At 52.2% G+C, this 25355-nt stretch carries 19 protein-coding genes; 4 read left to right on the plus strand and 15 right to left on the minus strand.

All coding sequences use genetic code 11. The features are described 5' to 3' along the window. Positions 1 to 73 precede the first annotated feature (73 nt). The 3 genes from HRH59_RS00680 to HRH59_RS00690 all read right to left on the minus strand — a co-directional run bounded on the left by HRH59_RS00680 (position 74) and on the right by HRH59_RS00690 (position 3406). Complete coding sequence (locus HRH59_RS00680; RefSeq protein ID WP_173499344.1) at positions 74 to 1291, minus strand: aspartate aminotransferase family protein; 1218 nt, start codon at positions 1289 to 1291, stop codon at positions 74 to 76. A 316-nt stretch (positions 1292 to 1607) separates the two neighbouring features. Beyond that, complete coding sequence (locus tag HRH59_RS00685) at positions 1608 to 2738, minus strand: HDOD domain-containing protein (protein ID WP_331460138.1); 1131 nt, start codon at positions 2736 to 2738, stop codon at positions 1608 to 1610. An 83-nt stretch (positions 2739 to 2821) separates the two neighbouring features. Beyond that, complete coding sequence (locus HRH59_RS00690; protein ID WP_173499345.1) at positions 2822 to 3406, minus strand: anthranilate synthase component II; 585 nt, start codon at positions 3404 to 3406, stop codon at positions 2822 to 2824. Positions 3407 to 3668: 262 nt separating this feature from the next. Between HRH59_RS00690 and HRH59_RS00695 the strand changes: the two genes are divergently transcribed. Further along, on the plus strand, positions 3669 to 6455 hold the full coding sequence (locus HRH59_RS00695) for a TonB-dependent receptor (protein ID WP_173499346.1): 2787 nt from the start codon (positions 3669 to 3671) through the stop codon (positions 6453 to 6455). Between the two features lie 68 nt (positions 6456 to 6523). On the opposite strand, the gene HRH59_RS00700 is transcribed toward HRH59_RS00695, so the two are convergent. Next, entirely contained in the window at positions 6524 to 8377 is a 1854-nt protein-coding gene (locus HRH59_RS00700; RefSeq protein ID WP_173499347.1) for a family 43 glycosylhydrolase, read from the minus strand. A gap of 28 nt (positions 8378 to 8405) precedes the next feature. After that, positions 8406 to 9488 carry an arabinan endo-1,5-alpha-L-arabinosidase gene (locus HRH59_RS00705; protein WP_173499348.1) on the minus strand — a complete coding sequence of 361 codons (1083 nt, stop codon included), beginning with the start codon at positions 9486 to 9488 and terminating at the stop codon, positions 8406 to 8408. Positions 9489 to 9712: 224 nt separating this feature from the next. Between HRH59_RS00705 and HRH59_RS00710 the strand changes: the two genes are divergently transcribed. From HRH59_RS00710 to HRH59_RS00720, 3 genes are read left to right on the plus strand one after another with little or no spacing between them, the layout of a single operon-like run. Next, positions 9713 to 11065, plus strand: coding sequence for an MFS transporter (locus HRH59_RS00710; RefSeq protein ID WP_173499349.1), 1353 nt, complete (start codon positions 9713 to 9715; stop codon positions 11063 to 11065). Between the two features lie 10 nt (positions 11066 to 11075). Then, the gene (locus tag HRH59_RS00715) at positions 11076 to 12020 is read left to right on the plus strand and encodes a glycoside hydrolase family 43 protein (protein ID WP_173499350.1); all 945 of its coding nucleotides are present in this window, start codon (positions 11076 to 11078) and stop codon (positions 12018 to 12020) included. A 26-nt stretch (positions 12021 to 12046) separates the two neighbouring features. Beyond that, on the plus strand, positions 12047 to 14389 hold the full coding sequence (locus HRH59_RS00720; RefSeq protein ID WP_173499351.1) for a glycoside hydrolase family 127 protein: 2343 nt from the start codon (positions 12047 to 12049) through the stop codon (positions 14387 to 14389). A gap of 50 nt (positions 14390 to 14439) precedes the next feature. Here the strand turns inward: HRH59_RS00720 and HRH59_RS00725 are convergent, their stop codons facing one another. From HRH59_RS00725 to HRH59_RS00765, 10 genes are all read right to left on the minus strand, one after another. Then, entirely contained in the window at positions 14440 to 15330 is an 891-nt protein-coding gene (locus HRH59_RS00725; protein WP_218573431.1) for a glycoside hydrolase family 43 protein, read from the minus strand. Continuing rightward, positions 15300 to 15809 carry a family 43 glycosylhydrolase gene (locus HRH59_RS19160; RefSeq protein WP_218573432.1) on the minus strand — a complete coding sequence of 170 codons (510 nt, stop codon included), beginning with the start codon at positions 15807 to 15809 and terminating at the stop codon, positions 15300 to 15302. The genes HRH59_RS00725 and HRH59_RS19160 overlap by 31 nt, the downstream gene beginning before the upstream one ends. A gap of 215 nt (positions 15810 to 16024) precedes the next feature. Further along, positions 16025 to 17056, minus strand: coding sequence for a glycoside hydrolase family 43 protein (locus HRH59_RS00730; RefSeq protein ID WP_173499352.1), 1032 nt, complete (start codon positions 17054 to 17056; stop codon positions 16025 to 16027). Beyond that, on the minus strand, positions 17053 to 18009 hold the full coding sequence (locus HRH59_RS00735; RefSeq protein WP_173499353.1) for an SMP-30/gluconolactonase/LRE family protein: 957 nt from the start codon (positions 18007 to 18009) through the stop codon (positions 17053 to 17055). The genes HRH59_RS00730 and HRH59_RS00735 overlap by 4 nt, the downstream gene beginning before the upstream one ends. Continuing rightward, positions 18002 to 18988, minus strand: a complete 987-nt coding sequence (gene yjfF / locus HRH59_RS00740; protein ID WP_173499354.1) for a galactofuranose ABC transporter, permease protein YjfF — start codon at positions 18986 to 18988, stop codon at positions 18002 to 18004. Before yjfF ends, HRH59_RS00735 begins: the two co-directional genes overlap by 8 nt. Then, complete coding sequence (locus HRH59_RS00745) at positions 18985 to 20052, minus strand: ABC transporter permease (protein ID WP_173499355.1); 1068 nt, start codon at positions 20050 to 20052, stop codon at positions 18985 to 18987. The genes yjfF and HRH59_RS00745 overlap by 4 nt, the downstream gene beginning before the upstream one ends. After that, positions 20053 to 21552, minus strand: coding sequence for a sugar ABC transporter ATP-binding protein (locus HRH59_RS00750; protein ID WP_173499356.1), 1500 nt, complete (start codon positions 21550 to 21552; stop codon positions 20053 to 20055). Positions 21553 to 21605: 53 nt separating this feature from the next. Continuing rightward, entirely contained in the window at positions 21606 to 22565 is a 960-nt protein-coding gene (locus HRH59_RS00755) for an ABC transporter substrate-binding protein (protein WP_173499357.1), read from the minus strand. A gap of 88 nt (positions 22566 to 22653) precedes the next feature. Further along, positions 22654 to 23733, minus strand: a complete 1080-nt coding sequence (locus HRH59_RS00760) for an aldose epimerase family protein (protein ID WP_173499358.1) — start codon at positions 23731 to 23733, stop codon at positions 22654 to 22656. Then, positions 23733 to 25349 carry an aldehyde dehydrogenase (NADP(+)) gene (locus tag HRH59_RS00765; RefSeq protein WP_173499359.1) on the minus strand — a complete coding sequence of 539 codons (1617 nt, stop codon included), beginning with the start codon at positions 25347 to 25349 and terminating at the stop codon, positions 23733 to 23735. Before HRH59_RS00765 ends, HRH59_RS00760 begins: the two co-directional genes overlap by 1 nt. Between the last annotated feature and the right edge of the window lie 6 nt (positions 25350 to 25355).

A 25355-nucleotide genomic window follows, 5' to 3' on the forward strand; every position in this document is an offset into this window, starting at 1 on the left:
CTTTATAGTTTTCGGGGCCACATGGCCCCTTAGCTTCATATTTTGCAGTCTTGGTGCTGCTTAAATTACAGTATCAGCCGTTAACTACCTGCTTCACCGCCAGTGCAAAGCGCTGCATACCTTCAACAATATCTTCCGGCGTAATCACTAAGGACGGTGCAAAACGCACAACATCCGGTCCGGCGACCAACGCCATCACGCCGTGATCTGCCGCCGCTAAGAAAAAGTCACGCGAACGGCTTTTGTACTTTTCATTCAACACAGCACCCAACAACATGCCCTGGCCACGCACTTCACTAAATACATGATATTGCTCATTTATGGCAGCCAACTCACGCCGAAACAGTTGCTCGTTACTCAGCACCTGCTGCATCACTGCCGGCTGGTTTACCGTATCCAATACCGCCTCAGCTACTGCACATGCCAGCGGATTGCCGCCGTATGTGCTACCGTGCGTGCCAACCTTAAGATGCGCCGCTATATCAGCTGTGGTTAACATAGCGCCAATAGGAAAACCGCCGCCCAGCGACTTCGCCGTGGTCAGAATATCCGGTGTTACACCATAGTTCATGTAAGCATACAGCTGGCCGGTGCGGCCAACGCCGGTTTGCACTTCGTCCATAATCAGCAGCGCATTGTGCTTGTTACATAAATCCCGCACACCCTGCAAAAACTCAGCGCTGACAGGAATAATACCGCCCTCGCCCTGAATTGGCTCCAGCACCACGGCGCAGGTATTGTCTGAAATCAGCGCCTTAACACTGTCGAGATTATTAAATTCTGCGTGCAATACTGCACCTGGTTTCGGGCCGAAGCCATCGGAATATGCCGCCTGGCCACCTACTGTTACGGTAAAAAAGGTTCTGCCGTGAAAGCTTTTGCCAAACGAGATAATCTGATCTTTTTGCGCACCGAATTTATCCAGCGCCCAGCGCCGTGCCAATTTGAAAGCCGCTTCGTTAGCTTCTGCACCGGAGTTGGCAAAGTACACTTTGTCGGCAAAGGTGGCATCAACCAGCTTTTTAGCCAACCGCAATGCCGGCTCGTTGGTCATAACATTGCTTAAATGCCAGATTTTTTCGGCCTGCGTTTTTACGGCGTTTACCAGCGCAGGATGACAATGCCCCAGACTGCTCACGGCAATGCCACCGGCAAAATCGACATATTCCCTGCCCTGCTGATCCCACACGCGTGAGCCCTTACCCTGCACAGGAATGATCCCGGCGGGTGCGTAGTTAGGTACCATTACTTCGTCAAACAGAGCGCGGTTTACCTGCGACTGAGCAGTCATATTCAGTTCCTCTTATTATTTATGGTGCAGCCCGGTATCTTCTTGCAGATAACCGGGAGCTGGCCGTTATTTTGTGAGCACCGTGGCATTATTGCAGATTTAACCACGGTTGTCTTGCATGCCAACACGGCGCAAAGCCATAAAAAACAAGGGCTACAGATAGATTTGCAGACTAAATGAATAAGTACGCAGCAGGCGGATCAATTACAACCGGGCGGCGTTTTTCTAACCGGACGCTAGCGCAAGCAATGGCCTGCAGCAGATACAAACATTAGCACTACATAACAAACTGCATGTTTATGGCACTATTTTTTTCTCAGTTTTCGATACCAAGGCGTTTTAAATTGGTATTTGCCAACAAATTGATGCTTTCGCTATTCAGTTGCACCGCACTAAACCAGGCTTTTGTCTCTGCTTCTGAAATCAGTTGACGACGCTGCAACTCTTGCCACTGGACATAGGTTTGCGCTTGTTGCACCAATTTGGCCAACGGGCTGCAACCGGCAAAGCCAACGCCCTCAGCCAGTTGATCCAACGTTTGGCACAATGGTAAGACCTGTAATTGCCAGCGCGAGGTAATATCGGCGCTAAGCACTGCAGCAAACTCATGCATGCTTTCACATAAGAAGCTGGCGTCCGGCTCTAAATTGTCCAGCGCATCTGTCAGTTGCGTGTCGCGGCTTTCCCTTGCTTGCAGCAATTGGGTTTGCCTTACCTGTTGGTAAGTACGCAGATAATTGCGGGTAACGACGGCATGACCAAGAGTATGGAACAAGCCGACACAAAAAGCATTATAGGGGTGCTCGGCGCTGTGTTGTGCCAAACATTTTGCCGCTATGGCCACCGCCAGTGAATACTCCCATAACCGGTTTTTTAACGCGGTAAACGGATCGGTTGAATGCGGCAACATGCGGCGCATGGCATAAACCGGCAGAATTTGCTGCAAGCTCTCAACACCGATAAAACGCAGCGCTGTTTTGATATCTTTCACCATAGCGCCGGAAGGGCTGCGGCTGCGGTACTGTGGTTGATTTACCAGCCGCAATAAATCATTCGCCAGCCAAGGCACCTTAGAAATCAGCGGGTCAAGCTTATTTACCGTTACGGCTTTTGCACTAAGTTGGTCAAGCAACGCGTAAAACCCCGCACCGGCATCAAACACGGAGGCCATAACCTGTTCAATATTGTGCAACCGGCGCACTAATTCGTCGGCCACCTCATCATGCAGATGAGCCTGAGCAAATTCAGTAAACTGGGCTTTAGCCTGAGCTCCGGCAGCACGCAATTTTTGCGCTTTAGCCTCCACTTCCAACAACTTACGTTCGGGATTTTGCACTCCGGCACGGATCTGGTACCCCAGCCGTTTATCATCCGGATTAACGCCGACTAACTGATCAAAAAAACGTTGCACCAAAATTTGCGGCACAGAAGTTGGAGAGCTGCTCACTATTGCGATATTCCATTTACATTAGCAGTTGCTAACAACCAATACTGCAGCGCTGTGCCGGCGGAGTCAAGCCGCGAGTCGGATTAAACGTTAAGCTGCAAAAAATTGGCCAGTAACTGTTTCCCTTGCTGGCTTAAGATGGCTTCCGGATGAAATTGCACACCATGCAAGGCCAAACTCCGGTGCATTAAGCCCATAATTTCATCGGGGTGACCGGCATCGTTACAGGTCCAGGCTGTTTCTGTCAGATCTGTCGGCAAAGTATCCCGCTGCACGACCAGCGAATGGTAACGGGTCACATCCAGCGGATCCGCCAGACCACGAAAAACAGAGCTGTTATGATGCTTTACTAAGGAGTTTTTACCATGCATCACCCTGCGTGCACGCACGACCCTGGCACCAAACACCTGCGCAATAGCCTGATGCCCCAGGCACACACCCAAAATCGGAATTTTTCCGGCGAACTGCTCAATAGCATGCAATGATACACCGGCATCATCCGGAGTTTTCGGCCCGGGTGAGATAACCAGGTATTGCGGCGCCATTGCCGCTATCTGCGCCACAGTAATATCATCATTGCGTCGCACCATAACCTGCTGGCCTAATGCAGCAAAATACTGCATCAGATTGTAAGTAAAAGAGTCGTAATTATCGATCATCAGCAGCATTGGACCGCACCTGCTTTATAAGACTTTTATTATTAGCCGGCTATTTTGCCACAAACAGCGGCTTTTTGCTGTGCTGCTAAATAGCAACGGTCAGGTTTGGATATTTTTACAGCAGTTCGTTGACAGCTTATTAATCATACAATAGGATAATTAATTATTCGTACAATAGCACGAATAAGAAAAACACATAAAAAAACGCCTCCATTGTCAGTTTTTTCTGGCCAGGAAGGCAATAACATAAGTGACAAGGGGAGTTATGCTCATGTTTAAACCTTCGGTTTTAAGCAGTGCTGTCGCCATGGCGATAACATTGTCTGCCCATCCGTTATACGCTCAGCAAAGCAGTGACGACACCACAGTATCGCCAGATGAGGTTGAAGTTATTCTGGTAAAAGGCATTCGTGGCAGCCTGGCCCGTTCAGTTGATCTGAAGCGGGAAAATATGCAAATCGTCGATTCAATTATCTCGGAAGATATCGGTAAATTTCCCGATAACAACGTGGTAGAAGCCTTACAACGATTGTCCGGGGTACAGGTAACAGACCGTGGCGCCGGTGAGGTTAGTACCGTGTCTATCCGCGGCTTAAATGACGTTACTACCACCGTTAATGGCCGCAATATTTTTACTGCCTCTGGCCGCTCAGTGGCGCTGGCTGATATTCCCGCCAGCTTGCTAAACCGGGTAGATGTGTATAAAACCCGCTCAGCCAGTCTGATAGAAACCGGCATCGCCGGCCAGATTGATATTCATACCCAGCGCCCGTTTGATTTTGACACCAGCAAGCTGGTAGTGGCAGGCCGTGGCATTCATTCGGAACAGGCCGATAAAACTGACCCGAATATCAGCGCCTTATTCAGCAACAACTGGGATATTGGCGATAGCCGCTTTGGCGCGCTGATTAACCTGTCTTATGCTGAAACCCATTATCGCGATCAAAGCGTTACTGCCGGTGCTATGATGCCGTTTGCCACCAATAATCCACCGGCCGGCTTTGCACCTTACGAGATTATTCGCAGCACCGATGGCCGTGCCTCAGAAAACCCAATTTGGCAACCGGGCTTAGAAGCCGGTTTACCCTTTGCTCCAGGCTCTACCTTTGATGTGAATGGCGTACCTACCGAATATTTACTGTCGCGCGATGCCGTATTTGCCAGCGACCTGACCGGTAAACGCGAGCGCCCGGCGGTAAATGTGGCTTTTCAGTTTGCGCCAAACGATACATCAGAATATATCTTTGAAGCGTTTTATAACGGTTTTCGCAACGAATCCTATAACTCGTTATTGTTTTCCTTTGTTGACTGGTGGGGCGACGTCGGAGACGATCCCAACATCAGTCTGTTCGAAGGCACTAATATTATTAAGTCCCGTACTGTCGGCTCACCCTACATGTTTACCAGTGGTGACTTAAGCACCGGCAAAACAGACAGCTATGTGTATGCACTGGGCGGAAAATGGCTGATTGGCGATAACCTGCAGCTACGCTCGGAAGTGGTGTATCAGGACACCCAGTACGACGAAAGCTTTTTTGCTATGCGTACTGAGCGGGTGGCAGACAGCATCACTGTTGATTTTAACAGTGGCAACGGTATTCCATCATTTAGTTTTGGCCCGGCGACAGATTTAACCGCCCCAGACCAGTGGGCAATGGCCCAGCTTTATGATCAGGCCTATAGCCGTGGTGGTGATGCTCTAACCTTTACCTTAGATGCTGACTACATGCTAAATAAAGGCTTTATTACCAATATCAGCTTTGGTGGCCGCTATGACAAACGCAAAGCCTCCGAAGCTCAGCTGCTGCAAGATACCGGCTTGTGTAACTCAGGCACTGCCGCCTGTCAGTTAGCCAGCTATGAAGGATTGCTTAACGTAAATAATGGCTTCTTTGATGGCGAATCGGATGTGCCCACCTCGTGGTTATCTACCAATGGTTATTACATTCGCGACAACGCCGATATGTTCCGCAACATTTATAACGCTGAAACCGGATCTAATCTGGCTATCGGTGATCAGCGCCTATTAGCGCAAACTTTCGCAGTTACCGAAACGACCACCGCACTGTATGCGCAGGCAGATTTTGAAACTGAACTGGGCGGGCGTTTGCTCGATGGCCAGTTTGGCTTGCGCTATGTTGATGTGGATACCGATATGGCGTTTGCCGGTAATACTGCCTCAACCGGCGCCAGCAAGGTATTACCCAGTCTGATGTTGCGTTACAACCTGACCGACGATTTACTGGCCCGCTTTAGCTACGGCGAAACGCTGCGCCGTCCGGGCTTTGCCCAGCTAAACCCCACTATTAACTATGTGCGCGATGTCACCAATATTGGTTATGGCACGGCAACCGGTGGCAACCCTGAGCTTGAACCAACTGAATCGAAAAACTTCGATTTATCGCTGGAATGGTATTTTGCTGAAGGCAGCACCCTGTATGCCACTGCATTTAAGCGCGAGATTGAAGGCTTTGTGGTCGATTTTCGCCGCCGGGTAATCCACGATGATGGTGAGGGCGAATATCCTTATATCCTGAACCAGCCGGATAACGCGTCGAACGGTAAACTGGATGGCTATGAACTAGGCGTGGTGTACTTCCCGAAAGGCTTACCGGATTTACTGGACGGTATTGGCGTGCAGGCCAGTTACACCATACTGGACTCTTCGCAGGATATTCCGATCACCAACAGTGAAGGTACAGTAGTTGGCACCGATACCACACCATTATTTGGCGTATCGGATTCATCCTACAGCGTGGTACTGGCTTATGAGAAAGAACGCTTCGATATGCGGTTATCGTATGTATGGCGCGAAGACTTCCTGAATAACTATGAAGCAGCGCAATTTGCCAACCCGCTGGGTATATACCGTAACCCGGAAAAAAGCCTCGATTTTCAGTTAAGTTACAATGTTACCGACAACCTGATGGTAACGTTTGATGCGACCAACCTGACTAACGAAATTTTCCAAAGTTACTACGAGTATCCGTCAACGCATAACTTTGGTTCTTCGCTGTTTAGCAGAACCTTTGCGCTGGGGTTCCGTTACAGCCTGTAATGTAGCTGCACTAATACAAAAGCCCCTGCAAGTCAGGGGCTTTTGCTTTTTCAGTACCGCTGGTTGGGTTAGTCAATGGCTCGGATATGAAAGCGCTGACAAAAGCTGTCGGCTGCCAGTGGCGCCTGTTTTAATTCGCTATCATCTGCCAGGGCACAAGCCGGTACTTCCAACACCGCTTTGCTATGCGCCGACACTAACCGCATACTGCCGTACGCATTGGGTTGCAACAACCAGTGGCTGGCTTTAGCATCGCAGGCAGCCATTACCACCGACGCACCTGCCGCCAGAGATTCAGCCTCTACCGCCAGACATAGATTATTGCCACTGCCATTACGCAGTTGCAAGGTGCCTTGCTCGGTCTGGCTAAACTGCCAGTGTTGATCCGGCCGGTTTTGCCAGCCTGTCTGGCTGACTTTTGCCGCGCCAGCAGGCTGCCCGGCGGCAACTGATAACACCTTACCACTTTGGCTGCTGCTGATAGCCACCTTAGCCGCCGGCAGCAACTGCCAGTCGCTACACCCTTGCCCGGCGTTACAACCCGGTATTTGCAATGCGGTATCACTGGCTTTATTGATTAGTTGCCATGCCGCTGTCTCAGTGGCCACAAAACGCCACTGCTGGCGCACTTTATTACGCCACGGGCCAGCCTCAGCCTCACCGTCAAGGCCAAGGCCGATATACAGACCCTGCTGTGTCACCAGCCGATAGTATTCGCCCATGGTTGGATCTACTTTTAACGCTGTATCTGCAGAGCAATTAACAGCCGCCGGTGCGCCATCAACCATGCTCAGACATTGGCCCTTATTGTTACGTAACAACCAATCAGCGCCTTGCGGCACTGCCGTTATCGGGCCGTTTTCACCCGACGGTGCTGCTATTACCTGGCCCTCCGGTACCGGCTGGCCAAAATTTGGCGTACCGTCATCATGCCAGCTAAAAGGTTGCGCCCTTAATGAGCGCGTTGCGCTGCAGCCGTCGGTTTCTTTGTTGTTACCGTGGTAAACCAACCAGTCTTCGCTGTTATCCGGCGATTTAAAAAAGCCATTATGGCCAGGCCCGTAAACGCCATTGGCGCGTTCAAACACCGGTTTGTCGTACTTGGTCCAGTCTGCCGGGTTAAGCGGGTCGTCACCGGTCAGTTCCAGCAAACCCAGTTTGTAATCCGGCGTATCGCAAAAGCTGGCTGAATACATCACAAAGGTGCGGCCATTACGTTTAAGCACTTCAGCGCCTTCATTCACTTTACGGCCGGAAATTTCCCACGGCAGCTCTGGCCGCGACAACACTACTCTGGGCCCGGTAATGGTCCAGGGGTTAACCATCTCAGCAATCCAGTTCAGTTGCTCATCGCCCTGCCATTCTGACCACAACAGATATAATTTGCCGTTGTGCTGCAGATAGTTACCGTCGATATTCCAGCTATCTGGCATTGGTGAGCCTTTAAACTGATAAGGCCCCATAGGATCATCACCAGCACTTTCCAGCACCGATAAATGCTGGCCATCAAGGTTTTCCTGCTTACCGGAGGTAAACATCATGTACCAGCGATAACCATCCGGCCCTTTGAGGCGGTGAAACTCATAAGCCCAGAAGTTACAACAGCGGGCCGGATCGGTTTCTGACCATAAATAAACCGGCGTTGCCTCTGCCAGCCCGGCCAGCGTGGGTGCTTTGCGCATCACTAACTGCGAGGTCCAGGTGGTGGTGGTCAGGTAATAATTGCCGTCAAAATATTCCAGCCAGGGATCGGCGCCGTTATTATAAAGAGGGTTGGTAAAGCTCTGGCCTTCATAGGCATCACTGACGACTGCATTATTAGCATCAGCTGCCTGATTCAGCGACTGCTGGCAGCCGCTCAGTGACAGCACTATGGCGCTGGCCAGCAATGCAGGCTTTAACATCGGTTTAATTTTGTGCATCTTGTCTATCCCCGTTTTATTTGTCGCTTTATCCGCGCCATTTTTGCTCTGCTGGCAGTAACACGCTGCGATAGTCATCCAGCACGCTGTCACTTAGCAGTGGCCAGTTGGCGTCATCCCAGGTCATTTCGGCTATTTTTAGTTTTTGCAGACCATTATCGGCCGCTTCATAGGCATGAAACACCAGATAGTCTTTACCGTTGAAGGTGTAGGCACTGTTATGGCCCAGGCCGGGCCAGTCACGGTTGCCTTTAAGTAGCACAGTGCCGCCGCCTTCGTTTAGCGACTTACCGTCTTTATCCAGATAGGGGCCGGTAACATTTTTTGCGCGGCCAACAACCAGGTGGTAGGTACTGTCTGAGCCACGACAGCATTTGCCGTACGAGACAAACAGATAGTAATAACCATGCTGTTTAAAGATAAAAGGCGCTTCCAGCTCGCCAGGGCCTGGTTCGGCATCATCAATAAAGGCCGGCCGCTGTGCTTTGGCAATGGTATGCCACTGCTGCGGCTGTGCCAGCGATACTAAGTCATCTGCCAGTTTTACCAGTTTTAAACCACCCCAGAATGAACCAAAGCTCATCCAGATATCGCCGTTGTCATCGGCAATAATATTCGGATCTATCGCGTTCCATAAATCGCGCTGTGGCACTGATTCCAGCACTATACCTTTGTCCTGCCACTTGTAATCGGGGCTGCTTTTATCCAGCGTATTATTAACAGTAACACCAATGGCCGAGGTGTTTTTGCCAAAGGCCGACACCGAGTAATACAAATAAAACTTACCGTTGTGCTGATAAATATCCGGCGCCCAGATATGGCCATCAAAGCTTGGCGCCACCTGTTTAGCCCACTGTGGTTCTTCAGCAAATACCCGGCCGGCCAGTTGCCACTGCAGCATATCGTCGGAGTGATAATATGTAATGCCCGGCCCGGTACTGAATAAATAAAACCGCTTGTCTTGCTGAATCATCACCGGATCATGGATACTGAGTTGTGGCTGTGCTTGTTGTTCATCTGCGCAGGCCGTTTGCCCCAGCAATAGCAAGGCCAGCGTTGAAACTCTGCCCACGCCGGCCAGCCATTTTGTTGTCGTTACCCCGTTTAACATCAACGCCTCCTTAAGGCTACAGATCCCACCCTCTATAGGGGTAGATATCTGCCTTCATTTTAGTAGTATTGTATTACTATTTATCATATATTATTCGGCAGTGCAAAACTCAACCAGCCAAACTGTGGCAGTTTTGCGAATAAAAAATATAAAAAACCGGCGCTATGCAGGAATAATCACAGGCTTGAACCTGCCGCATAGTACCGGGAACGACAGGGAACTTTATGCAAACTCACAAACTTTCCGTACTGGAGAAAGTCGGCTTTGGTGCCGGCGATATGGCGGTCAACGTGGTGATGTCATCTATGATGCTGATCATCACGTTTTTCTACACCGATATTTTTGGCTTAAAGCCAGCCGACTTAGCGGTGCTGTTTTTAGTGGTGCGGCTGGTTGATGCCGTTACCGATCCGCTAATGGGCATCATTACCGACCGTTTTACTACCCGCTGGGGCCGCTACCGGCCCTACTTCCTGTTTTTAGCCGTACCCTTTGGTATTGCGGTATACCTTACTTTCAGCACCCCCGACTGGGATTACAACAGTAAACTGGTGTGGGCCTATGCTACCTATATTCTGGTTACGGTTATTTTTACCGCGGTGACCATTCCGTACATCTCTATTATTGGCGTGCTAACCGATAACCCGAAAGAACGCTTATCCGCCAACGGCTACCGGTTGTTTTTTGCCAAAATCGCAGCTTTTCTGGTGACTATTATTGTGCCTATTCTGGCAAAGCACTGGGGCGGAGAAAACCTGGCCGGTGGCTATCAGTCGGCGATGGGAGTGATGGCATTAATGGCAACACTGCTGTTTTTATTCTGTTTTTTCACCACTACCGAACGCATCCAGCACACCGTAGAAACGCTTCCGTTTTTGCAGCAGCTAAAATACCTGCTGAAAAATGATCAATGGCTGGTGCTGTGCGCGGTGTGCGTTACCGGCACTATCGGCTATGTGGTGCGTGGCTCTGTCGCCGCTTACTACGCCAAATACTATCTCGGTGGTGACGCCGCTATGCTGTCAGCGTTTTTATCTACCGGCGTCGCTGCAGCCATATTAGCCATGGTGGCCTCAACCTGGATCACCAAGCATTACTGCAAAGTAAAACTGTTCCGCTACAGCCAGATTGTAGTGGCGATATTAAGTGTGCTGCTTTATGTACTGGTAAACCCCGGTGATGTGATGCTGGCCTTTGTGTTGTATTTTCTGCTGTCATTTGTCGTCGATTTGCACGCCCCGGTATTCTGGTCGGCTATTCCGGAGGCCGTTGATTATGGTGCCGATAAAACCGGCCAGCGTGTGTCCGGCCTGGCTTTTGGCGGTATCTCTTTTTGCCAGAAAGCCGGTATGGGCATCGCTGGTTTTATGGTTGGCAGCCTGCTGGCCGGTTTCGACTATGTGCCGGATCAACCGCAAAGTGCGCTGGCACTAACCGGCATCGCCTTAATGCTGTCGGTTATTCCGGGCGTGTTTCATCTGCTGATGGGCTTGCTGATGTTCCGCTACCGCATTACCGATAACTATTACCAACAACTGGTCGAGAAAACCAGTGTCGTTAAGCCCACTACTATCTGAGGAGTTTACTGTGAGATTACAGCAGCCATTAATTGAACAGCGCGCCGATCCGTGCATTTATAAACACAGTGACGGCTTTTACTATTTTACCGCCTCGGTGCCGGCTTATGACTTAATTGAACTACGCCGCGCCAGAACAATAAATGAACTGGCCGGCGCCCCGGCGGTAGCGGTATGGCATAAGCCCGACAGCGGCCCTTACTCTGAGCTGATCTGGGCACCGGAGATCCATTTTAACCAAGGCGCCTGGTATATTTATTTTGCCGCTGCGCCCAGCCGCGACATCAAAAATAAGCTGTTTCAGCACCGGATGTATGTGCTGCGCTGTACTGACGCTAATCCGGTTGGCGGCCAATGGCAGTTTGTCGGCCAGCTCGACAGCGGCATCGACTCCTTTTGCCTGGATGCCACCACTTTTAGCCACCATGACCAGCTGTACTATGTCTGGGCACAAAAGGATAACGCCATCGAAGGCAACAGCAATTTATATATTGCGACGATGGACACGCCGGATAAATTAAACGGTACGCCGGTTATGCTGAGCAAACCTGAGCTGGAGTGGGAAACGCGCGGCTTTTGGGTTAATGAAGGCCCGGCAGTGCTAAAGCGTAACGGTAAAATCTTTTTAACTTACTCCGCCAGTGCCACCAATGAAAACTACTGTATTGGCCTGTTATGGGCCGATGAAAATGCCGACCTGCTAAACCCCGCCAGTTGGCATAAATCACCACAGCCGGTATTTCAAAGCTGCTTTGAACATGGTGTTTATGGCCCGGGCCATAACAGCTTTACCGTATCAGAAGATGGCCGGCACGATATGCTGGTGTATCACGCCCGCACTTACACCGAAATAGTCGGCGACCCGTTATGGGACCCAAACCGCCATACTTATATTAAAGCCATACGCTGGGATGATAACGGCATGCCGCTATTTGGCAAAGCGTCAGAGGCCTGAAGCTTAACCCTGAGTGAGGACGCAAGATGAAAGCTTTGCTTAGCCTGTGTATGTTACTGCTGGTAATGCCGGTCAGTGCCGCTGTAGACACTTTTGCGCTTAATCAGGTACGGCTGCACAATGGGCCTTTTTATCAGGCGCAGCAAACCAACATCGGCTACCTGATGGCGATGAACCCGGACCGTCTGCTGGCGCCCTACCGGCGCGAAGCAGGTCTGCCGCCACTGGCCGAGCCTTATCCGAACTGGGAAAGCTCTGGCCTGGATGGCCATATTGGCGGCCACTATCTTAGTGCACTGGCCATGATGTACAGCGCCAGCGACGAGCAGCAACTGCTCGAGCGGCTGAACTACATGGTTAACGAGCTGCACAGTTACCAGCAAAAACATGGCGATGGCTACCTCGGCGGTATTCCAAGTGGCAAAGCCACTTGGCAGCAAATCAGCCAGGGCCAGATAGACGCTGATCTATTTGTGTTAAACAAGCAATGGGTGCCCTGGTATAACCTGCATAAAACCTTCGCCGGTTTGCATGATGCTTATGTTTACGCCGGTAATCAGCAGGCGAAGCAGATGTTGCTGCAACTGAGCGACTGGGCGCTTAAGCTAACCAGCCAGCTGAGCGATCAGCAACTACAGCAAATGCTGATCACCGAATATGGCGGCATGAACGATATTCTGGCCAAAGTGGCCAAACTTAGCGGTGACGACAAATACCTGCAGCTGGCGCTGCGTTTTTCTGAACTGCGTATTATGCAGCCGCTGTTGCAACAACAAGACGTACTGGATGGCCTGCACGCCAATACCCAGATCCCGAAAATTATTGGCATGGCGCAGCTTGCCAGCCAAACGGACAACAACAGCTGGTACCAGGCAGCCGATTTTTTCTGGCAACAAGTAGTGAATAAACGCAGTGTCGCCATAGGGGGCAACAGTGTGCGTGAGCATTTTCACCCGTCAGACGACTTCAGCAGCATGCTAACTGATGTAGAAGGGCCGGAAACCTGCAACACCTACAATATGTTAAAGCTAACCAAGCTGCTATATCAGCGCACGCCAGAACCGCGCTATATGGCGTATTACGAACGGGCGCTGTATAACCATATTTTATCGTCGCAGCACCCAGAGCATGGCGGCCTGGTGTATTTTACGCCGATGCGGCCCAACCACTACCGCGTCTATTCGTCGCCAGAGCACACCATGTGGTGCTGCGTTGGCTCCGGCATTGAAAACCACGCCAAATACGGCGAAATGATTTATGCCCATAAAGGCGATCAGCTGTATGTGAATTTGTTTGTCGATTCCAGCCTGAACTGGAGCCAGCAGGCCGTTAAACTGCGCCAGACAACTGCTTTTCCGGATCAAGACAGCAGCCTGATCACGATAGAACAAGGCGGTAAATTCGGCCTGAATATCCGTAATCCGCACTGGGCAGCCGCTAAGGTGCAACTGACACTAAACGGCAAAGCGGTGAAGTTCACGTCAACCACCCCAGGCTATTTAAGCCTGCAGCGCCACTGGCGTAAAGGCGATAAGCTGGCGATTGCCCTGCCGATGCAAACCACGCTGGAGCAACTGCCGGATAACAGCAAGCACTATGCTATTTTGCATGGCCCTATTGTGCTGGCTGCCCGCAGCCAATGGCAGGACAAGCTTAGTTTTATTGCCGATAGCAGTCGGATGGGCCATATCGCCAGTGGCGAGCAATGCCCGGTCGATCAAACGCCTACCTTTATCAGTGATAACGCGGATTTTGTTCGCCATATTAAACCGGTTGCCGGCAAGCCGCTGACCTTTACCAGCGGTGAAGCAATGCTGGCCGGTGTTGAAGGCCCGCTAGAGCTGATACCATTCTTCCGGCTGCATGACAGCCGCTATACGCTGTATTTCCCGCAAAATAGCGCCGGCCAGTGGCAGCAACAACAAAGTGTATTGCGCCAACAAAGCCAACTTGACACTCAGCTGGCAGTTAAAACCATCGATATGATCCGCCCCGGCGAGCAACAGCCAGAAGCCGATCATCAGTTCGCGGGCGAAAAAACCTCAGCAGGTGTTCATCTGGGCCGGCATTGGCGCCATGCGACAGGCTGGTTTAGTTACCGCTTAAATACCCAGGGCCAGCAGACGCTGAAACTGCGGTTGACCTATTTTGGCGCCGACAGCAAGCGGCATTTTCAAATTTTGCTGAATAACCAGTTGCTGGCGAATGTCAGCCTGACCGGTGAGCAGGGCGATAACTTTTACTATGTCGATTACCCGATCCCAGCGCGGCTGTTAAACACGGGCGATAGTATAGAACTGACATTTGTTGCTGCTCCGGGCTCCATCGCTGGCGGTATTTATGAAGTGCGTTTAATGCAGATTGATTAATATTACTCAGCTGAAAAAGCCAGTCCGGTTGCCGGACTGGCTTTTGCTTACTACGGCAGTTTACTGCCCCATACCGACACACCCTGTGTCGACTGAGCGCTAAAGGTCACGACAAACTGTGCCGGGGTTTCATGCAACTGGCGTGATAATACGCCTTCATACAGGCCAGTATCGCCGAGGTTCAGCGTGATCTGCTGCTCAGTGCCAAAATGCCAGCTACCACTGATACTATCGTTGCGACTCGCTGCACTGCTTACCGTGCCATCCGCGCTTAGAGTGATAAGCTGCGAGTTTTTAATGCTGGCAGAGATATCTTTACCATGATTTATAAATTTATACTGGCCAGCGACCTCATCTGCGCTAATGGTCGCGTTCAGTTCAGTTGATGCGCTACTCAGCGGTGCATAACGATGCGGAGCCACCACCGGCCAGCCGTCTTTATTAATAAAAAACTGGTGCACCCTCAGCTGATGCTGCTCACCCAGCCCCGGAAAGCGGGTATGAAACAGCAAAAAGTACTGGCCGCTGGCCGCGTCAAAATAGGCTGAATTATGTCCGGGCGATACATAGCCGCTACCCGCCCCCGTGCCCGGCTCATTGCTACTACGGACAAGCAAATGGTTACCCATAATTTTCTGGTCAAAAGGCGCGATAGAAGCATCATCAAACAGTGGCAGCGCCGGGTCTGATTTTACTGCCGCCATATCATTACCCAACACATCATAGTAGGGCCCATCTGCGGTGGTGGCACGGGCAACCCGCATACTGTAAGCGCCGTTGGCATCCAGGCCGCCAAACGAGCTAAACAGGTAGTAGTAATCGCTATCTGGGCTGTACAGCACATAAGCGCCTTCAATCCGGCTGTGGTTGCCGCCCATCAGGTGCTTACCATAGCCCTGCCCTGGTAGCGTTAAGCCGCTGGCAGGGTCCAGTTCCAGCATAAACAGGCCACCGCTACCCCCAGCGCCGAACGGGGTGAGTCGCCCTTACAGGCGTTGTAATACATATAAAATTTGCCATCAGCCAGTTGAATCACATCGGTAGCCCATAGCGTATCGGTTTGCGCCCAGGCGAAGGTTTCTGCCAGCTCAGTCAGTACGTTGGCAAACAGCGGGTTATTGCTGCTTACCCCATCAGCTACCTGCTGCCAGTGCATCAGATCAGTTGATTTTGCCGCCGCCAGATGCGAGCCAAACACATAGTAGGTGTCGGCTACTTTAATCACTGACGGGTCGTGCACGCCAACATTAGTAAACGTTGGGCCGCCCTGCTGTGACGGTGGTGGTATTGGCGGAGCTGCTGATACCGGTGGGTAGGCCACTGCCGCCGGTGGTGAGTTATTGCCGTCGTTACAGGCACTGAGCAGCAGTGCCGTAGCTAAAATGCTGAAGGAAAAAATACCGCGGTTACGTTGTTGCATCTTATACCCGTGTCGTGTGTTGTTATGGCGGGTAAGCTGTGCTGCCCTGCATTGGCAATGCTGTGCGGCTAAAACAACGTAATTTGCGGCATCGGCCAGTAGCACATTACCCTTTCTTGGTTACTAATATTATTGTATTACTTTTTTAACTTAAGCGAAAAATCCCGCTTAAACCGCGATTGCAGCGCGGCTATTGTCTTACTACTAACAGCTAATTAATCCGGTAGATGATCGTTAAATAACGGCATGCCATCTGCCGACCATTGCAGCTGCCGCCAGCGGGTATGGCGGTTGCCGTCGGTTAACGGCGAGCCTTGCAGTTGCCGGGTGTCGCGGGCGTGGTAAAACATCAGATCTTCACCGTTATCACCCACCACAAAGCTGTTATGGCCGGGGCCATAGCGGTTAAATTCCGGCCGGGTCTGAAATACCGGCTCAGGCGCTTTATGCCAGCTTTGCGGGTCAAGCAAATCGGCATTTTCATCGGCCCACAGTAACCCCATGGCATAGCGGTGATCAGTCGCACTGGCTGAATAAGCGATAAAGATTTTGCCATGGCGCTTAAGCACCGCGGCGCCTTCATTGACTTTATAGCCCTGCTGCTCCCAACTGAATTCCGGTTGGCTGATAATCACTTCAGGCGCCTCCAGCCGGGTTGGCGTGGCCATTTTTGCCAGCACTAAAGCACTGTTATAGCTGCGTGCGGCATCCTGCTGCGCCCACACCATATAATGCTGGCTGCGGTGGCTAAATACGGTGGCATCGAGTGAAAAACTGTCCAGTGCGCTTTGCATCTGGCCCAGATCCTGCCATTGGCCCTGCATAGGATCGGCGGCGCTATTGGCCAGCACATACATTCTGATCTGAAATGGCCGTTCAGCCTCGCCGGCAGCGACATATAAATACCAGACGCCGTCTATCCGGTGCAGCTCTGGCGCCCAGATATTGGCGCTCATCGGCCCGCTGGCTTTTTTGCGCCAAACGGCTTTCGCCTGCGCGTTGGCCAGGCCGGCTATGTCGGGGCTAAAACGCAGCTCTATCCGGTCAAACTCCGGCACCGAGGCGGTAAAGTAATAGCCATTGTCGGCTTTATACACCCAGGGATCGGCCCGGCGTGGAATAAAAGCCGCGGAAACCTCGCTGTTTACCACCACTGGCTGCGCCGCAGCTAAGTTGTCAGTCGCCGTTTTGGCTAGCTGGCAGCCAGTTAGCAGCATCATGCCTGCTAATAATGGTAAAACCCTCATTCAGCACCTCCGTGATAGCGCTGTGCCAGTTGCTGCCACGGCATTACCGCCAGTTGTGGCTCGGTTAGGCCCTGGTGCGGGTACTGATAAACCAGTAAATTCCCCGCTTGTGGTTGCTGGTTAAGCTGCTCAGCACTTAAGCCCTCGGTTGCGGTGGTAACAAATAAAATATCCAGCTTGTCGCCACCGAGCGCAACACAGGTGGGTTGTGTTACCGGCAGTGGGTAAAGCGCCGCCAGGCTGCCATCGGCTGCATAGCGGGCCAGTGCACTGCCGCCCCACATGGCACACAATAGGTGATCATCGGCATCAATAATGGCGCCATCAGGCTCTGTACCAACCGGCGTTGTGGCAAAGCTTTCGGCAGCGCCAAGCTCACCCGTTAGCGGGTTAAAACGGTAGCGGTTAATTTGCTGCAGTGGTGAATCGGCGTGGTACATCAGGCTGCTGTCTCGGTTCCAGCACAGCGCATTAGGAATACGCAGGCCGCTTAACATCTGCTGACAACCCTGTTGGTCCAGCCGGTACAGGCTGCCGCTGGCAGCGTTATCTGCAGTTGCCTGCTCTACCATAGTGCCGGCCCAGAACCGGCCCTGCCGATCGACGCGGCCATCGTTAAAGCGGTTGCCGCTTAATTGCTGCTGGGGTTTTGCCAGCCACAATGTAGCGCCGCTTTCGGGGTTATACAGTGCCAACCCGCTGGCAAAAGCCACCAGCAAGGGGTAGTGGCTTGCCATCGGATCGGTAGCATTTAACAAGGTAAAACAGCTGATACGCTCAGGCAGTGGCCATTGACGTAGTGTTTGCTCAGGCCAGCGCAGCTGAAACAAGGCTTTGCCGTGAATATCTGTCCACCACACACTGCCGCTGGCCGCGTGCCAGAAAATACCTTCGCCCAGGCGGTTTTTTACGTTGATACTGGCTAATAGTTGCAGGTTTTCACTGTTAGCCATGAGCAGTACCCCCTGCCGCTGTTGTTAATGCAGTGCGCCGGCTGAGTACTTTTTGCAGCACAATAAAACCGAACAACAGCAAGCCGATAACAATTTTGGTCCACCAGCTGCTTAAACTGCCATCAAAAATAATGTAGGTCTGGATCACACCCATCAGCAGCACCCCCAGCACGGTACCGATAACAAAGCCGCTGCCGCCGGTTAGCAAAGTACCGCCAATGACTACGGCAGCAATCGCATCCAGCTCCATGCCTACGCCAGCCAGGGCATAGCCGGAGAAGGTATAAAAGGTAAACACGATACCGGCCAGCGCCGCCAACACACTACTTAGTACGTAGATGGCGATAGTAGTACGCGCTACCGGCACGCCCATCAATTCGGCTGACTGACTATTACCGCCCAGCGCATAAACATAAGTACCAAAGCGGCTGTAATGCATCAGCACAATAACCAGCAACAGCAACACGATAAAGATCATGGTTGAAGCACCTACCCAGCCGCCGCCGGGCAGCACAAAGCCAAATTCAGCTATCGCATCGTAAAAGCTGTGGTCGATGGCTACCGATTCTTCACTTAATGTGGTCGCCAGGCCGCGCGCCAGAAACATCCCTGCCAGCGTAACAATAAACGGCTGTAGTTTATAAACGTGGATCAGCACGCCCATCAGCGCACCAAATAACGCCGCCACCGGCAGGATCAGCGCAAAAGCCAGTAGCGGGTGCCACTGGTACTGGCTGATCAATAAACTGACGGCCACGCCACTAAGGGCGATAACCGCACCGACCGACAAATCAATGCCACCGGAGATAATCACCAGTGTCATCCCCAGGGCAACAATCAGCAAAAAAGCGTTATCACTAAACAAATTGCTCACCACGGCCAGTGAGGCAAAGCCGTCAAACTGCCAGCCACCAATGCCAAACAACAGGCACAGCAACGCCGCAGTGATCCACAAGGGTAAATAGCGCACCGACATCATAGCTCAGCTCCCTGTGGCCGCAACCGCAACCAGCTGCTTAGCTGGCGGCGAAACTTATCTGACTGCAGCAACAGCACCAGCAGCACCACCAGGGCTTTAATCAATAAGTTAAATTTGGCCGGTAAACCGCTGACTATAATAGTGGTGCTTAAACTTTGAATAATCAGCACGCCGATAACCGACAACAGCAATGAGAAACGACCGCCGCTAAGCACCGCACCACCAATAACCACCGCCAGAATGGCATCCAGTTCCAGCCATAAACCGGCGTTATTGGCATCCGAGCCCTGAATGTCGGCGGCGCTGATCATACCGGCCAGCGCCGCACAAAAGCCGGCAAAGGCATAGACAAACAGCTTTATCGCTTTATCGTTAATACCTAAATAACGGCTGGCGGTAGCATTGCAGCCTACCGCCTCAATAAACAGGCCCAGCGCAGTGCGGCGCAGTAACAGCTGGCTTAAAGCAAACATGCCGATAACCAGCCAGATTGGCAGCGGCAGCCCTAGCCAACTGCCAGTACCAAGCCAGGCAAAATCGGGCCGCTGAAATGTCACAATCTGGCCCTGGTTAATCAGCTGGGCGACACCGCGCCCGGCCACCATCAGCAATAAGGTCGCCACAATCGGCTGAATTTTCAGATAGCTGACCAGAATGCCATTGATCAGCCCGGCGGCAATACCGGTCGCCAGCCCGGCTGCAATCACCAGTACCAACGGTAACTCTGTCTGCAACAGTAAATTCGCGCATACTGCACCGGCAATGGCCATCACGGCCCCGACTGACAAATCAATACCGCCGGTAGCAATCACCAGGCTCATACCTATTGCCAGCAATGCTACCGGCGCACTGCGGTTTAAAATATCAATTAACGAGCCATACAAACGGCCATCCTGAAAACTGAGCTGAAAAAAGCTGGCATCCAACACCAGGTTTACCGCCAGCAGCAACATTAGCGCTGCCAGTGGCCATAAATAACGCGCCGACGTTTTAATACTGCCGGGGCTGTAACGTGCCAGTCGCGCCTGCTGTAAGCTGTCGGCGCAAGATTGAGTCTGTTTCATTTATCCCTCTGCAATAGCCTGCATAATGTGCGGGGCAGTCATAGTGTCGCCGCTTAATTCCGTCACTTTTTGCCAGTCGCGCAGCACCACGACTTTAGCGGCAAAAGCGACCAGCTCCTCCAGCTCAGACGAGGTGACCAGCAGCGACATACCCTGCTGACACAGGCTTTTAATCAGTAATAAAATTTCGGCGTGGGCGCCAATATCAATGCCGCGGGTGGGTTCGTCCAGAATAAGCAATTGCGGATTAATGGCCAGCCAGCGCGCCAGGATCACCTTTTGCTGGTTGCCACCGCTTAGTTGCTCAATAGGTTTGTCGGCATCCGGTGTGGCAATATGCAGCTTGTCGATATAAAACGCCGCCAATTGCTGCTGTTGTTTAACCGGCAAATAGCGCCACCAGCCACGGCGAGCCTGCCGTGCCAGCATAATATTTTCGCGAATGGATAAAGGGCCGATAATGCCCTCTGTTTTGCGCTCTTCCGGACACAGCGCAATACCGGCTTTTATCGCATCAGCAGGCTGCTGCAACCGCAAAGTTTTGCCGCCAAACTGAATCTCGCCCTGGCTTAAAACATCAACACCATACACAGCACGACACACTTCGGTACGGCCAGAGCCAAGCAACCCGGCCAATCCGACAGCCTGGCCTTGTGCTACCGTTAGCGAAATACCACTAATTGAGCCCTTTACTGCAATATTGTTCAACACCAGCAGCGGCTCAGCTACGGCTGGCGTGGTGGTAGCAGCCTGATGTGTCAGCTGCTGCAACTCTTTGCCGAGCATGGCTTCAATCAGCCGGGCACGCGGTAAATCAGCCGCCAGGTATTCGCCTACTTTGCTGCCGTTACGCAGCACGGTAATGCGATCACTTATCTGATACACCTGATCAAGGAAGTGGGTAATAAACACTATCGCCACACCCTGCTCACGCAGCTGGCGCATTACATCAAACAACATCTGCACTTCACTGCTATCGAGGCTGGCAGTAGGTTCGTCCAGCACCAGCACTTTAGCCGACATTGCTACGCCACGGGCAATGGCAATCAGTTGCTGCACGGCGACAGAATATTGCGCTAACGGGGCGCTAACATCGATATTAAGCTTAAAACGCAGCAATAACTGCTGCGCCTGCTGCTGCATTTTTTGGTGCTGAATTAAGCCAAAGCGGCGCGGTTCATGGCCCAAAAACAGGTTTTGTGCCACGCTCAGGTTGGGCAATAAATTCACCTCCTGATACACGGTACTAATACCGGCTTGTTGTGCTGCAGCCGGGCTGGCAAAGCTGCAGTTTTGGCCGTTAAAGTAAATGTCACCGCTGCTTTTGGCTAACGCGCCGGTCATTACCTTAACCAGTGTAGATTTACCAGCACCGTTTTCGCCCAGCAAGGCATGCACTTCACCGGCAAATAAACGTAAATCGACATCTTGCAGCGCCTTAACGCCGGGAAAATGTTTACAGACCTGTTTCAGCTCTAATACCAGAGATGGCGTAGTCATAAATGGCTCCTGTACTTTGCGGCAGCGAAGGCCAAACCTGTGCTGCCAGTCAGTTATTTATTGGTACGCTTCTGATATTCGGCTGCTGCCGTATCTTGACTGAATAGCTCGCCGGTATTATTAATGTATTTAGGTATCGATTTATCGCCACTTAAGTAAGCCGCTATCACATCAAAGGCCGGGCCGCCCAGATGCGGATCAAGCTCAACGGTGGCATTGGCTTCACCGTCGGCCATGGCTTTGAAGTAGTCCGGTACGCCGTCCACCGCCACTACCAAAATATCCTGGCCCGGTTTTAAGCCTGCTTCTTTAATAGCCTGAATCGCCCCCAGTGCCATTTCATCGTTGTGGGCCCATAAAGCACAGATATTACGCCCGCCCTGTTCGGCTTTAAGAAAGCTTTCCATCACTTCTTTGCCTTTGCTGCGGGTAAATTCAGCGGTCTGGCTGCGGATGATTTTCGACGCGGGGTACTCTGCCAGCACTTCGTTAAAGCCTTTGGCGCGGTCAATGGCGGCCGTGGCGCCCACGGTGCCCTGTAGTTCAACTATGGCGCAGTTACCGTCAGTTTTTTGCATCAGCCAGCGGGCAACTTTACGGCCTTCCTCGGTAAAATCTGAGGCGATACGGGTTAAAAATAATGAGTCGTCATTTAACTGCACATTGCGATCGACAATCACCACCGGAATACGCGCCCGTTTGGCCTCACGCAGCACCGGCGCCCAGCCGGTTTCGACCACCGGCGCAATAATAATGGCATCGACGCGCTGGGCAATAAAACCGCGCACAGCCCGGATCTGGTTTTCCTGTTTTTGCTGAGCATCAGCAAATTTTAAATCGATTTTACGCGCGGCTGCTTCTTGCTTAACCGACTCACTGAAACTGCTGCGCCAGCCGCTTTCTGAACCCACCTGCGAAAAGCCAATGGTGGTGGCGCTAGCCAAAGAAGATAGTGCCAGCGAAGAAGACAGCACCAGCACAGCTGTGGCGCCTAACAGACGTTTAATTTTCATACCTTGTCCCCGTTGACCGGGTTACCCCGGCAGTTTTATAAATTATGCGATGCGGGGTCTGTGCCCCGTTGCTATCGCGCTTGGCGGTTTAGCTTATCCTCTGTGTATAAAAACGATGAATAGTGCGCTGCCGGTAGGGCTGCGCCGGTGTAATTAAAATCGATGGAAACTGCGGCAGATTAACGGCATTAGGGTAAGCATGTGTTTCCAGGCACAGCCCGGCAAATTTGGTAAGCGGCAACCCATCGGCGCCGTTCAGGCTGCCATCGAGAAAATTGCCACTGTAAAACTGCATACCGGCCTCAGTGGTCAGAATGTCCATCACCCGGCCTGAGGCCGGATCAGATAGCACCGCCGCCAGCTGTGGCTGCTGTCTCTTGGCATGGCTTTGCGCAAAATCGTTCAGCACAAAAAAATGATCATAGCCATTAGTAAGTTGCGCTATATCGCGGCCGATAGTTTTGGCCTGCTGAAAATCAAAGGCCGTACCAGCCACCGCCAGCAAGTTACCGTTAGGTACTAACTGCTCATCTACCTGTAAGGTATAGCCGGCGTTAAGCCCTAACGTATGCCCCAGCACATCAGCACCGGGTTTCGCCGCCAGATTCCAGTAACAATGGTTAGTTAACGATAGCGGCGTAAGCTTATCGGTAGTGGCGTAATAGTCGATGCTAAGCTCGTTATCGCGGTTCAGCCGGTAGCAAACTTCCAGCGCCACATTACCGGGGTAGCCCTGATCACCATCGGCACTTTGGCAGCTGAAGATCACCGCCACGCTGTCGGCCTCTTGCTCAGTACGGTATTGCCAGAAGCGACTGCCAAGCCCTTCTGGCCCGCCATGCAGCTGGTTGGCGCCCTCGTTGGCGGCAAGCTTGACCTGCTTGCCATCAAGCTCAAACGCCGCAGCAGCAATTCGGTTAGCCACCCGGCCAATGGTGACGCCAAAATAGTACGGATTTACTGCCCACTGTGCCGGGTCCTGATAATTCAGCACCAGTTCGGCTGCTATACCACTTTCATCCAGCTGGGTAACTGACCAGATGCCAGCCCCCAGAGTCGACAGCGTAGCTGTTAAGCCATTACCATTATCCAGCGTGATCAGCTGCACCGGTTGTGCCAGCGCAGGATGCGCCAGCTCACGGCTACTGACTAACATTGCCGCTGCCATTAGCTGGCGCTCGCAACCGCGGTTTCTACTGCAGCGACAGTGCGCTCACCATTGACTAGCCGTGAGATTTGCAGCGGATTGCTATCTTGCAGCTCTTGCGGTAACAGTGCCTGTGGGTAGTTCTGGAAACATATTGGCCGGATAAAACGGGCAATTGACGCTGTACCTACCGAAGTAAAACGGGCATCGGTCGCTGCCGGGAAAGGTCCGCCATGCATCATTGCATCGCACACTTCCACCCCGGTCGGGAAGTTATTAATCACCAACCGGCCAACTTTGCTGCGCAGCAACTGCACCAGTTTACTTTGCCCGGCCAATTCCGGCTCTGTGCAGTGAATAGTGCCGGTTAGCTGGCCTTTAAGGCTACTCACTACCTGGAGCAACTGATCGTTATCGTCACAGACCACTACCACCGAGGTGTGGCCAAACACTTCTTCCTGTAAATGAGGGTTCGCCAGAAAGGTAGTCGCAGCCACTTTAAATAACTGCGCCTGAGTATAAAAGCCCTGCTCTGCAGTAACGGCTGCGCCACTACCGGCGATACTCACGCCTGGCTGTGATGCCAGCTCAGCCACACCTTTATTGTAGGCATCGGCAATATTGTCATTCAACATTACGCCGGCCGGTGTTTTCGCTAGTGCTTCAGCCGCGCTTTGCATAAAGCTGTCCAGCTCTGGCCCCGCTATTGCCACGGCTACGCCGGGGTTAACACAAAACTGGCCGCAGCCCAGGGTTAACGAGGCCACATAGCCTTGGGCTAATGCTGCGCCTGATTGCTGTAGCGCCTGGGGCAGAAATACCACCGGGTTGACACTGCCCATCTCGGCGAATACCGGTATCGGCTCCGGCCGGTTATTGGCCAGTTTGAACAGCGCCATACCGCCGGCCAGTGAGCCGGTAAAACCGACGGCCTTCACGGCTGGAGCTACTACCAGCTCAGAGCCAATTTCCCGGCCCGAGCCCATTAATAAAGAGAATACTCCAGCGGGTAAACCACAGGCTTTTACCGCGTTATCCAGCGCCTGCGCTACTAACTCACAGCTGCCAGGGTGCGAATTATGGCCTTTTACCAACACCGGGCAACCTGCTGCCAGGGCAGCTGCGGTATCGCCACCGGCGACAGAAAACGCCAGCGGAAAATTACTGGCACCAAATACCACTACCGGCCCCAGCGGCTGGTTCATAAAGCGGATATCAGGCCGTGGTAATGGCTGACGCTCCGGTAGTGCCGTATCAATGCGGATATCAAGATAATCGCCAGTGCGAATGGAGCTGGCAAACAAGCGCAGCTGATGGCAAATACGACCACGCTCACCTTCAACCCGGCCACGCGGATAGCCGGTTTCCTGCATTACCCGTTCAATTAGCTCGTCCCCCAACGCCATTACTTCTTCCGCGCAGCGCTGTAAAAACCCGGCCCGCTCTGCCGCACTGGTGTTGGCATACAGCGGCGCCGCGGCTTCTGCGGCATCTACAGCCGCCGTCACTTGCGCCTTGCTGGCATAGCTTAATAACGGCGCGATTTTTTCGCCGGTTGCCGGGTTAACGGCCTGATATTGCCCTGCTTCACCTGCCAGCCATTGGCCGTTAATCAGTTGTTTGCCGGTAATACGCATAATCTT

It is taken from the genome of Rheinheimera lutimaris (assembly GCF_013283795.1).
GTDB classification, from domain to species: domain Bacteria; phylum Pseudomonadota; class Gammaproteobacteria; order Enterobacterales; family Alteromonadaceae; genus Alishewanella; species Alishewanella lutimaris.